10 protein-coding genes and 2 pseudogenes are annotated in these 11107 nt (G+C 70.6%); 6 read left to right on the forward strand and 6 right to left on the reverse strand.

Annotation, left to right across the window (positions count from 1 at the left end; translation table 11 throughout):
* Nucleotides 1–114, forward strand: a pseudogene (locus ACOV8S_RS25705) (IS5/IS1182 family transposase); the annotation flags it as partial.
* Between the two features lie 183 nt (nucleotides 115–297).
* Here ACOV8S_RS25705 and rsmG read toward each other — a convergent pair.
* From rsmG to rpmH, 6 genes are all read right to left on the reverse strand, one after another.
* Nucleotides 298–1017, reverse strand: coding sequence for a 16S rRNA (guanine(527)-N(7))-methyltransferase RsmG (gene rsmG, locus ACOV8S_RS25710; protein WP_448320616.1), 720 nt, complete (start codon nucleotides 1015–1017; stop codon nucleotides 298–300).
* 121 nt (nucleotides 1018–1138) lie between these two features.
* Nucleotides 1139–1651 carry a Jag family protein gene (locus ACOV8S_RS25715; protein WP_351113736.1) on the reverse strand — a complete coding sequence of 171 codons (513 nt, stop codon included), beginning with the start codon at nucleotides 1649–1651 and terminating at the stop codon, nucleotides 1139–1141.
* Nucleotides 1652–1670: 19 nt separating this feature from the next.
* A complete protein-coding gene (gene yidC, locus ACOV8S_RS25720; RefSeq protein ID WP_448320617.1) occupies nucleotides 1671–2972 on the reverse strand; it encodes a membrane protein insertase YidC in 1302 nt (433 codons plus the stop codon).
* A gap of 3 nt (nucleotides 2973–2975) precedes the next feature.
* A complete protein-coding gene (yidD, locus tag ACOV8S_RS25725) occupies nucleotides 2976–3350 on the reverse strand; it encodes a membrane protein insertion efficiency factor YidD (protein ID WP_448320618.1) in 375 nt (124 codons plus the stop codon).
* The gene (gene rnpA, locus ACOV8S_RS25730; protein ID WP_448320619.1) at nucleotides 3347–3718 is read right to left on the reverse strand and encodes a ribonuclease P protein component; all 372 of its coding nucleotides are present in this window, start codon (nucleotides 3716–3718) and stop codon (nucleotides 3347–3349) included. Before rnpA ends, yidD begins: the two co-directional genes overlap by 4 nt.
* Nucleotides 3719–3739: 21 nt before the next feature.
* Entirely contained in the window at nucleotides 3740–3877 is a 138-nt protein-coding gene (gene rpmH / locus ACOV8S_RS25735) for a 50S ribosomal protein L34 (protein WP_003975051.1), read from the reverse strand.
* A 505-nt stretch (nucleotides 3878–4382) separates the two neighbouring features.
* On the opposite strand from rpmH, the gene dnaA reads away from it, so the two are divergent.
* The 5 genes and pseudogenes from dnaA to ACOV8S_RS25760 all read left to right on the forward strand — a co-directional run.
* Nucleotides 4383–6485, forward strand: coding sequence for a chromosomal replication initiator protein DnaA (gene dnaA, locus ACOV8S_RS25740; protein WP_448320621.1), 2103 nt, complete (start codon nucleotides 4383–4385; stop codon nucleotides 6483–6485).
* A gap of 969 nt (nucleotides 6486–7454) precedes the next feature.
* Nucleotides 7455–8585: a DNA polymerase III subunit beta gene (gene dnaN, locus ACOV8S_RS25745; protein ID WP_448320874.1), complete on the forward strand. Its 1131-nt coding sequence runs from the start codon at nucleotides 7455–7457 to the stop codon at nucleotides 8583–8585.
* 163 nt (nucleotides 8586–8748) lie between these two features.
* A complete protein-coding gene (gene gnd / locus ACOV8S_RS25750) occupies nucleotides 8749–9702 on the forward strand; it encodes a phosphogluconate dehydrogenase (NAD(+)-dependent, decarboxylating) (RefSeq protein WP_448320623.1) in 954 nt (317 codons plus the stop codon).
* A gap of 87 nt (nucleotides 9703–9789) precedes the next feature.
* Nucleotides 9790–10911 carry a DNA replication/repair protein RecF gene (gene recF, locus ACOV8S_RS25755; protein WP_448320625.1) on the forward strand — a complete coding sequence of 374 codons (1122 nt, stop codon included), beginning with the start codon at nucleotides 9790–9792 and terminating at the stop codon, nucleotides 10909–10911.
* Nucleotides 10908–11107, forward strand: a pseudogene (locus tag ACOV8S_RS25760) (DUF721 domain-containing protein); the annotation flags it as partial. The gene recF and the pseudogene ACOV8S_RS25760, both read left to right, overlap by 4 nt.

An 11107-nucleotide genomic window follows, 5' to 3' on the forward strand; every position in this document is an offset into this window, starting at 1 on the left:
CACCAGTTCAAGCGCCTCCGGATCCGCTACGAGATACGAGCCGACCTTCACCTCGGACTGCTCCAACTCGCCTGCAGCATCATCTGCTTGAGACGACTCCGAACCTCATTCTGAAATGATCAGTAAGGCCGTGCGGCGCCGTGGACCGGCAGACCCAGCAACCGTGCCGCGCTGCGGACCGGCCGACCCGGCCGACCCGGCCGTGCGGCCGACCCGGCCGACCCGGCCGACCCGGCCGACCCGGCCGTGCGGCGCCGTCGCCGTGGGCGGGGCAGACGCTCCCGCCCACGGCGTGTGTCAGCGGCGGCGGCGGGAGGCTCGGGCCGGGCGGGCGGCCTTGGCGCGCTTGGCGGCGAACCGGACACCTCCCGGGCTCTCGCCGACCTTCACCTGCACCACGGTCGACAGCGGGTCCACCACGCCGTCGCCGACCTGGAGGACCCCGGTCTCCACGGCCCCCAGCTTGCTGAGCGCGGCGGAGGCGGCCTTCAGCTCCTCCTCGGCGGTGTCCCCCTTCAGCGCGAGCATCTCGCCGTAGGGCCGCAGCAGCGGGATGCCCCAGGTCGCCAGACGGTCCAGCGGCGCCACGGCGCGCGCGGTGACCACGTGGACCGGAGGCAGCTTGCCGAGGACCTCTTCGGCGCGGCCGCGGACCACCGTCACGTGGTCCAGCCCGAGCAGCTCCACCACCTCGGTGAGGAAGTTGGTGCGCCGCAGCAGCGGCTCGAGCAGCGTGATCTTCAGATCACCGCGGACCAGGGCCAGCGGGATGCCGGGGAGGCCGGCGCCGGAGCCGACGTCGCAGACGGTCACGCCCTCGGGCACGGCCTCGGAGAGCACCGCGCAGTTCAGCAGGTGCCGTTCCCAGAGCCGGGGCACCTCACGTGGGCCGATGAGCCCGCGCTGCACACCGGCGTCCGCAAGCAGCTCGGCGTACCGCACCGCGTCGTCGAAGCGATCGCCGAACACTGCACGCGCCTGCTCGGGCGCAGGGGGAAGCTCTGCTGCCTCCGTCACGAGGACCGTCCTTCCGTACCGCAAAAAGCGCACTGGGCGCTGACCACCAGAACTACCAGGCTGACAAAGTCACGGCCCCGTCTGCTCAACAGACGGGGCCGTGGAACGTACGCGCGCCGAATCAGGCAGGCAGTACGACGACGAAGCGCTGCGGCTCCTCGCCCTCGGACTCACTCCGCAGACCAGCGGCCTTGACCGCGTCGTGCACGACCTTGCGCTCGAACGGAGACATCGGGCGCAGCCGCACCGGCTCACCGCTGCTGCGCGCCTCGGCCGCGGCCTTGGCGCCGATCTCGGAGAGCTCCTCGCGCTTGCGGGCCCGGAAGCCGGCGATGTCCAGCATCAGGCGGCTGCGGTCACCGGTCTCCCGGTGCACGGCCAGGCGGGTGAGCTCCTGGAGAGCCTCCAGCACCTCACCGTCACGGCCGACCAGCTTCTGCAAGTCGCGGCCGCTCGAGTCGCTGATGATCGACACGGCCGCCCGGTCGGCCTCGACGTCCATGTCGATGTCGCCGTCGAGGTCGGCGATGTCCAGCAGGCCTTCCAGGTAATCGGCCGCGATCTCGCCCTCCTGCTCCAGGCGGGTCAAGGCGTCCGCGCCGTCGGCGGCGGAGGGGATGGTGCCTTCCGTCACGGGATGGGCTCCTTCTTGCTTACTTCTTGGACGAGGACTTGGAGCGCTGCTGGGGACCCTTACGGCCCGACTGGGCCCGGCTGCGGCCGTTGCCGGCGCCGCCGGCCCTGGTGGCACCGCCCTGGGGCTTGGCGCCCTGCGGCTTGGTGTCCTGGGGCTCGGAGCTCGGGTGGCCGCCCTCGGCGGCCTCCGCCTCCTCCTCGGCCGCGTCGGCGGCCGCCTTGACGGCGGCCTGGCGCTGGGCCTTGGTCTGGCGCTTCGGCTGCTGGCGCTTGGCGGCGCCGGCGGGGGTGGCCCCGGGACCGTCGACGGCCTGGTCGGCGGCGAGCTTCTCGCTCTTCACCACGGTGCCGTCGGGCTGGGCGGCGAAGCCCATCTTGTTGAGCCCGTTGATGAACTTCCGCTCGGCGGGGTTGCGGTCACGGCCCTTGGCGACGATGGCCTTGACGATGGCGCGACGGCCACGGCCACGGATCGACCCGCTGTGCTCGATCTTCTTGGCGAGCCGCTCGAGGTAGGAGGCCTGCGCCTTGGAACCCGGGGTCGGGTTGTTGTGGATCACGTACATCTGCTGGCCCATGGTCCACACGTTGGTGGTCAGCCAGTAGACGAGGACACCGACCGGGAAGTTGATGCCGAAGACCGCGAAGATCACCGGGAAGACGTACATCAGCATCTTCTGCTGCTGCATGAACGGCGTCTTCACCGAGGTGTCGACGTTCTTCGTCATCAGCTGGCGCTGGGTGAAGAACTGCGACAGCGACATCAGGACGATCATGACCACGGTCACGACGCGGACGTCGGTGACGCTGGCCTGGAGGGTGTCGAGCACCGCTTCGGAGCTGGTGAACTTGGCCGCGAGAGGAGCGCCGAAGATGTGCGCGGTCCGGGCACTCTCGACCAGATCACCGTTCATCGCGCCGATGGGCTTGCCCTGGGCGATGGAGTTCAGGACGTGGTACAGCGCGAAGAAGAAGGGCGACTGCGCCAGGATGGGAAGGCACGAGGAGAGCGGGTTGGTGCCCGACTCCTTGTACAGCTTCATCATCTCTTCGGACTGGCGCTGCTTGTCGTTCTTGTAGCGCTCCTGGATCTTCTTCATCTCGGGCTGCAGCGTCTGCATGGCCCGGGTCGCCTTGATCTGCTTCACGAAGAGCGGGATCAGGCAGATGCGGATCAGCACCACCAGGGACACGATCGACAGACCCCAGGCCCACCCGCTGGACTCGCCGAAGAGAGCGCCGTAGACGGAGTGGAACTGGACGATGATCCAGGAAACGGGTGTGGTGATAAAGCTGAAGAAGCCGGCAATCGTGTCCACTAATCATGCTCCTTGGGCATGGGACGGGGTCTCTGCGGCCGGGCTCGGGGAGGAACCGGGCTGGCTGCCCGTCTCACCCCGCTCCACGGTGGCGGAATCGGCGGAGGTCCCGCCCTTGCGTGCGTGCCAGAAGGCTCGCAGCATCTCGTGCCAGCGCGGACGTTTCCGCTCGGGCACATGGTCCACGCCGCCGAGCGACCACGGGTTGCAGCGCAGGATGCGCCACGCGGTGAGCGCCGATCCCTTGATCGCACCGTGCCGGTCGATGGCCTGGTAGCCGTAGTGGGAGCACGACGGGTAGTACTTGCACACCGGCCCGAGCAGCGGACTGATCGTCCACTGGTAGAGCTTGATCAGAGCCAGTAGCGGGTACTTCATCGCGCGCCCCCTCCCAGCAGCCGCTGGAGGGCGGCGTCCAGGTCTCGGGCCAGTTCTTCGTTGGCCGCGCCGCCCGCGGGGGGCAGCGCTCGTACGACTACCAGGCTACCGGCGGGCAGCTGAGCGACCCGCTCGCGCATCAAGTGACGAAGTCGACGCTTCACCTTGTTGCGCACCACTGCTCCGCCCACGGCTTTGCTCACGACGAAACCCGCACGCGGCGGGGGAGCGCTCTCCCCCTGCGCGTGCGGGTCCGTGGCACCGCTACGAAAGTGGACGACGAGGGACGGGCGGCCTGCCCGGCGCCCTCGTCGTACAGCGGTCGCGAAGTCCTCGCGCCGCCTCAGCCGGTTGTCGGTGGGCAGCACGACGTCATGACCTGACCGGAATCAGGCGGACAGACGGGCGCGACCCTTGCTGCGGCGGGTCGCCAGGATCGCGCGGCCGGCACGGGTCCGCATACGCAGCCGGAAGCCGTGGGTCTTCGCGCGACGACGGTTGTTCGGCTGGAAGGTGCGCTTGCTCACTCGGGGGCTCCAGAAATGAATCGGTGGGTGGCGGGTGTCGTCTGGCTGTCACCGTGCGCCCACGAGTAGCTCGCTTACGCCCGAGTGCACCGCTTCTCGATCACTGGTGCGTGATCTTTGCCCATCGGAGGCAGGCGGCAGCAGCCATCGACAACTCGACCTGGTCACGGTACGCGCGGCTGCGCCATCCGGTCAAACCCGACGGTCGTGTGACCCCGGCAGCCTACCTCGGGATCGCAGCTCACCAGGGGTACGGCAGACCTTCGGGGGGACGGGGCGGAAGGCGCCTTCCCCCTCGATTTCCGGCCCGGCGTGGCACGGCGGCACACTGTCCACAGGCTGGGGACAACGACTTGATGCACAGCCGTTGCCCTGACTACCGTGGGTGGACTCCCGTTTCGTTCGGTTCCCCCCGGCCCGACTGATTCGTTACCTGCCGTCCGCCGGACGGCCGACCGATCGTCCCGCACCACACCGACGTGGGACCTGTGAGAGAGCGTGCACTGTGGCTGACGTACCCGCCGATCTTGCCGCAGTGTGGCCCCGGGTGCTGGACGGGCTCCTCGGCGAGGGTCGTGGGCAGGGAGTGGAGGCCAAGGACGAGAGGTGGCTGCGCAGCTGCCAGCCGCTGGCCCTGGTCGCCGACACGGCGCTCCTCGCGGTCCCCAACGAATTCGCCAAGACGGTGCTGGAGGGCCGGCTCGCCCCGGTGGTCAGCGACACGCTGACCCGTGAGTGCGGCCGCCCCATCCGGATCGCCATCACCGTCGACACCTCCATGGGTGAGCCGCCGGCTCCCTCCGCGTCGCCGTCGGGCGGCGGTCAGGAGGAGCTCGAGGGCCCCGCGGCCGTCCCGGGGCGCGAGTCCGCGCCGGAGTCCCGGCAGGAGCAGCTGCCCACCGCGCGCCCTGCCTACCCGGAGCACCAGCGCCCCGAGCCCGGGGCGTGGCCCCGTCCGGGACAGCAGGACTTCGGCTGGCAGCAGCAGCCGCTCGGTTTCCCGGAGCGCGACCCGTACGCCACGCCGTCCTCCTCCCAGGAGTACGGCGGTCAGGACTACGGGGCCCAGGAGTACGGACGGCACCGCGCTCCGTACGGCCGGTCCGGCGACTACGACCGCCAGGACTACTCCCGCTCCGAGTTCGAGCGACGCGACCACGACCGCCGGGACCACGACCGCCGCGACTACGACCGGTCTCCCGCCGAGCGCCCGGAGCGCCCCGAGTACGACCGGAGCGACTACGAGCGCCCCGAGCGCAAGGACTTCGAGCGCCCCGACTACGGCCGCCCTGGGTACGAGCGTTCCCCCGACTCCCGTGGCGAGCGCGGTGACCGCGGTGACCGCGGCGACCACACCGACCGGGACGCCCGCCAGGACCGCCAGGACCGCGGCGACTACGAGCGTCCGCAGCGCGGCGACGGCGGCTACGAGCGCCACGGCTTCGACCGGGGCGGGTACGACGGCTACGCGCCGGCGCCCTCCTCCGTCTCCTCACCCTCCTCGGCGTCCTCCCCTTCTTCTCCGGGCGGCTCCGGCATGGGCGGCGGTGCGGGGACCCCGGGCGTGGGCGAGCCCGCGGCACGCCTGAACCCCAAGTACCTCTTCGAGACGTTCGTCATCGGCGCCTCGAACCGCTTCGCGCACGCCGCCGCGGTGGCCGTCGCCGAGGCGCCCGCCAAGGCGTACAACCCCCTGTTCATCTACGGGGAGTCCGGGCTCGGCAAGACCCATCTCCTGCACGCCATCGGGCATTACGCGCGTAGCCTCTACCCGGGCACCCGGGTGCGGTACGTGAGCTCGGAGGAGTTCACCAACGAGTTCATCAACTCGATCCGTGACGGCAAGGGCGACAGCTTCCGCAAGCGCTACCGGGAGATGGACATCCTGCTGGTCGACGACATCCAGTTCCTCGCGGACAAGGAGTCGACGCAGGAGGAGTTCTTCCACACCTTCAACACCCTGCACAACGCGAACAAGCAGATCGTGCTCTCCAGCGACCGGCCGCCCAAGCAGCTGGTGACGCTGGAGGACCGGCTGCGCAACCGGTTCGAGTGGGGTCTGATCACCGACGTCCAGCCTCCCGAGCTGGAGACCCGGATCGCGATCCTCCGCAAGAAGGCGGTGCAGGAGCAGCTGAACGCCCCGCCGGAGGTCCTGGAGTTCATCGCCTCGCGGATCTCGCGGAACATCCGTGAACTGGAGGGCGCGCTGATCCGGGTGACGGCGTTCGCCTCGCTCAACCGGCAGCCGGTGGACCTGGGGCTCACCGAGATCGTCCTCAAGGACCTGATCCCCGGCGGCGAGGACTCGGCGCCGGAGATCACCGCCTCGGCCATCATGGCGGCCACCGCCGACTACTTCGGGCTGACCGTCGAGGACCTGTGCGGCACCTCCCGGGGCCGGGCGCTGGTGACGGCGCGGCAGATCGCCATGTACCTGTGCCGTGAGCTCACGGACCTGTCGCTGCCGAAGATCGGCGCGCAGTTCGGCGGACGCGACCACACGACGGTGATGCACGCCGACCGGAAGATTCGCGCTCTGATGGCCGAGCGGCGCTCCATCTACAACCAGGTCACCGAGCTCACCAACCGCATCAAGAACGGCTGAGGCGGCCCGAGCCACCGTCGCGGAGGGCAGCGGCCTTCCGCGTTCGGACAGCCCTGCCTCGCCACCGCCCCGCCCGAACGCGTCCAGAGCGCCCCGGAGTTCCTCTCCGGGGCGCTTTTCGTCGCCCGTGACGTCCCGCCGGCCGCCTCAGGGCCCACTGTCGGGAGCTGTCGGGACGGGAACACCCGCCCACTTCGTTCGAGCGGAGCCGGGGTTACGGTCTTCCTCCACAGATTCGGGGACTTTCTGGCGTCCACAGCCTGGGGAGCGCCGCGTTGTCCAGAATGTGTCCACAGGTAACCCCGGTGACCGCTCATCAGAACAGGTCAGCGCCATGTGGATTCGTGGACGAAGAGTTTCCACAGCCTGTGGACAGCCTCGAGGTCCACAGGAGGCCGATGGAGTTGTCCACCGGCAACCCACAGGTTGCGGCCTGTTGTCCCCAGCGAACCGGCGGTTCTCCACATCACTGTCCACTGTTCGGCAACGTCCGGGGTCGGATCACTGCTCGGAGTGAAGCGCGTCACATCACGCCGCGGGAGTGGGGTGTGGGAAACCTGGGAAAAGCTGGGGACGCAGCTGGGGAGAAGTGGCCCCTCCCTGTGCATGGGCTGTGCAGAACTTTCCGCCGTCCACAGAACCACCGGGTTGTCCACCGGTCCCACCCACAGGGTCGGTGGATAAAAAACCGGGGCTGACCTGGGAAAACGGGGTTATCCACGGTATCCACAGCCCCTACTACTACTCCCAACTTGAGAGAGCCGGGAATTCGTTTCGAAGTGGGTCCTGTGCACAACTCGGCTCGGGCGGCCCTGACGGGCCTCGGTGCGACTTGACCCGAGCGGCAACAGCTGTCAGCGGGATGCGTCAGACTGGTCCCCGGTGGTTCTCCCCTCCCGGGGAGCCGGCTACACCACCGACGAAGGCCAGCAGGGCGAGGGACGCCGGCAACAGCAGGAGGCGGCAACGGTGAAGATCCGGGTGGAACGCGACGTACTCGCGGAGGCGGTGGCCTGGGCTGCGCGCAGCCTGCCCGCCCGTCCGCCGGCCCCGGTCCTCGCGGGCCTGCTGCTGAAGGCCGAGGACGGGCAGCTGAGTCTCTCCAGCTTCGACTACGAGGTCTCGGCCCGGGTCTCGGTGGAGGCCGAGGTCGAGGAGGAGGGCACGGTGCTGGTCTCCGGCCGTCTCCTCGCCGACATCTGCCGCGCCCTCCCCAACCGCCCGGTGGAGATCTCCACCGACGGCGTGCGGGCGACGGTGGTCTGCGGCTCGTCCCGGTTCACCCTCCACACCCTGCCTGTGGAGGAGTACCCCGCCCTCCCCCAGATGCCGAACGCCACCGGCACGGTCCCCGGCGAGGTCTTCGCCGCGGCCGCCGCCCAGGTCGCCATCGCCGCGGGCCGCGACGACACCCTCCCGGTGCTCACCGGTGTGCGCATCGAGATCGAGGGCGACACCGTCACCCTGGCCTCCACCGACCGCTACCGCTTCGCGGTCCGCGAGTTCCTGTGGAAGCCGGAGAACCCGGACGCCTCCGCGGTCGCGCTGGTGCCCGCCAAGACGCTGCTGGACACCGCCAAGGCGCTGACCAGCGGTGACAGCGTCATCCTGGCGCTCTCCGGCTCCGGCAAGGGTGAGGGCCTGATCGGTTTCGAGGGCGCCGGCCGACGCACCACGACGCGGCTGCTGGAGGGCGACCTCCCCAAGTACCGCACGCTCTTCCCGACCGAGTTCAACAGCGTGGCCACCATTGAGACGGCCCCGTTCGTCGAGGCCGTCAAGCGCGTGGCCCTGGTCGCCGAGCGGAACACCCCGGTCCGGCTCACCTTCGAGCAGGGCGTGCTGATCCTGGAGGCCGGCTCCAGTGACGACGCACAGGCTGTGGAGAAGGTCGACGCCCACCTGGAGGGCGACGACATCTCGATCGCCTTCAACCCGACCTTCCTGCTGGACGGCCTGAGCGCCATCGACTCCCCGGTCGCGCAGCTGTCCTTCACCACGTCCACCAAGCCGGCGCTGCTCAGCGGCAAGGCCGCCGTGGACGCCGAGGCCGACGAGGCCTACAAGTACCTGATCATGCCGGTCCGCCTCAGCGGCTGACCTGCTGTCCCTCCGCGGTGCCAGGGGTGTGCCCCGCGCACCGCGGAGCCGTTTTCCGGACGGTTCCGCGCCTCGCGGATCCGCCCCGGACGGGCGGCGCCGCACGCGGCGTCGCCTGCCACCGGTCGAAGCACTAGGTCAAGGGGCCGCCCATCGGGTGGCGGTGCGGAGCCGGGTTTACGCTCGGACGTGGGTGCCGGAACGCGCCCACACCCCACCTCGCAACCAAAGGGAACTACTGATGGAGCTCGGTCTCATCGGCCTCGGCAAGATGGGCGGCAACATGCGCGAGCGGATCCGCCGCGCAGGCCACACCGTCGTGGGATACGACCGCAACCCGGACGTCTCGGACGTCCACAGCCTGCGTGAACTTGTGGACAGCCTGCAGGCGCCGCGCGTGGTGTGGGTGATGGTCCCGGCCGGCGCCGCGACGCAGTCCACCGTCGACGAGCTGAGCGAGCTCCTGGAGCCCGGTGACGTGGTGGTCGACGGCGGGAACTCGCGCTGGACGGACGACGAGAAGCACGCCGCGGAGCTGGCCGAGAAGGGCATCGGCTTCGTGGACTGCGGCGTCTCCGGCGGCGTGCACGGCCTGGCGAACGGCTACGCGCTGATGTACGGCGGCGAGGTGGAGGACGTGGCCAAGGTGCAGCCGGTCCTGGACGCGCTGAAGCCCGAGGGCGACTTCGGCGCCGTGCACGCCGGCAAGGTCGGCGCGGGCCACTTCGCGAAGATGGTCCACAACGGCATCGAGTACGCCATGATGCAGGCCTACGCCGAGGGCTGGGAGCTGCTGGAGGCCGTCGACTCCGTCACCGACGTCCGCGAGATCTTCCGCTCCTGGCGCGAGGGCACCGTCATCCGCTCCTGGCTGCTGGACCTGGCCGTCAACGCCCTCGACGAGGACGAGCACCTGGACAAGCTGCGCGGCTTCGCCCAGGACTCCGGCGAGGGCCGCTGGACGGTCGAGGCGGCCATCGACAACGCCGTCCCGCTGCCCGCCATCACCGCGTCCCTCTTCGCCCGCTTCGCCTCCCGTCAGGAGGACTCCCCGCAGATGAAGATGATCGCCGCCCTGCGCAACCAGTTCGGCGGCCACGCGGTCACGCAGAAGTAGCCCGCAGCACGACGGGGCCCCGCCCGCAGCAGGGCAGGGCCCCGGCACCGCCTAGCAGTTCCACGCCGGGGAGGTCGGCGCCCGTCCATGCATGTCACGCATCTCTCGCTGGCCGACTTCCGCTCGTACGCCCGGGCCGAGGTCGCTCTCGGCCCGGGCGTCACGGCGTTCGTGGGTCCCAACGGGCAGGGCAAGACGAACCTGGTCGAGGCCGTCGGCTACCTGGCGACGCTGGGCAGCCACCGGGTCTCCTCGGACGCCCCGCTGGTGCGGATGGGCGCCGAGCGGGCGATCGTGCGGGCCCAGGTGCGGCAGGGCGAGCGGCAGCAACTGGTCGAGCTGGAGCTCAACCCGGGCCGTGCCAACCGGGCCAGGATCAACCGGTCCTCGCAGGTCAGACCCCGTGACGTGCTGGGGATCCTGCGCACGGTGCTGTTCGCGCCCGAGGACCTCGCGCTGGTCAAGGGCGACCCCGGGGAGCGGCGGCGGTTCCTGGACGAGCTCGTCACCGCGCGCTCCCCGCGGATGGCGGGCGTCCGGTCCGACTACGAGCGGGTGCTCAAGCAGCGCAACACCCTGCTGAAGTCGGCGGCGCTGGCCCGCCGCCACGGCGGGCGCAACATGGACATGTCGACGCTGGACATCTGGGACCAGCACCTGGCGCAGGTCGGCGCCGAGCTGCTGGCACAGCGGCTGGACCTGATCGCCGTGCTGCAGCCGCTGGCCGACAAGGCGTACGAGCAGCTGGCGCCGGGCGGTGGCCCGGTCGCCCTGGAGTACAAGGCGTCCGCCCCGGGAGAGGGGCACACCCGCGAGGAGCTGTACCCGCAGCTGCTGGCGGCGCTGGAGGGCGTCCGCAAGCAGGAGATCGAGCGCGGGGTGACGCTGGCCGGGCCGCACCGCGACGACCTGGTGCTGCGGCTGGGCCGGCTGCCGGCGAAGGGGTACGCGTCGCACGGGGAGTCCTGGTCGTACGCGCTGGCGCTGCGGCTGGCCTCGTACGAGCTGCTGCGGGCGGAGGGCAACGAGCCGGTGCTGATCCTGGACGACGTCTTCGCCGAACTGGACGCGCGGCGACGGGACCGGCTGGCGGAGCTGGTGGCTCCGGCGGAGCAGGTGATGGTGACGGCGGCGGTGGACGAGGACGTGCCGTCCGCGTTGACCGGGGCGCGGTTCCGGGTCGCCGAGGGGACGGTGGAGCGGGCGTGACGACGGGTGCGGGCACGGGAGGATCCGGCGGGACCGTGGGCCCCGGCGCGGGCGGCGCGGCCGCGGGCGGTGCGGCCGCCGGTGGCGGCACCGCGGGCGCGGGGCAGCCGTCCGGGGTGGACCTCGCCCGGGTGGCGCTGCGGGCCGCCCGGGAGCAGGCGCGCGCCCGGGGCGAGGCGACGCGGCAGACCAAGGG

This window comes from Streptomyces sp. CO7, assembly GCF_053474865.1.

Bases quoted from the DNA above. Each gene is read 5' to 3' on its own strand.
- yidD (WP_448320618.1), bottom strand. From the start codon at position 3,350: ATGAAGTACCCGCTACTGGCTCTGATCAAGCTCTACCAGTGGACGATC.
- recF (WP_448320625.1), top strand. From the start codon at position 9,790: ATGCATGTCACGCATCTCTCGCTGGCCGACTTCCGCTCGTACGCCCGG.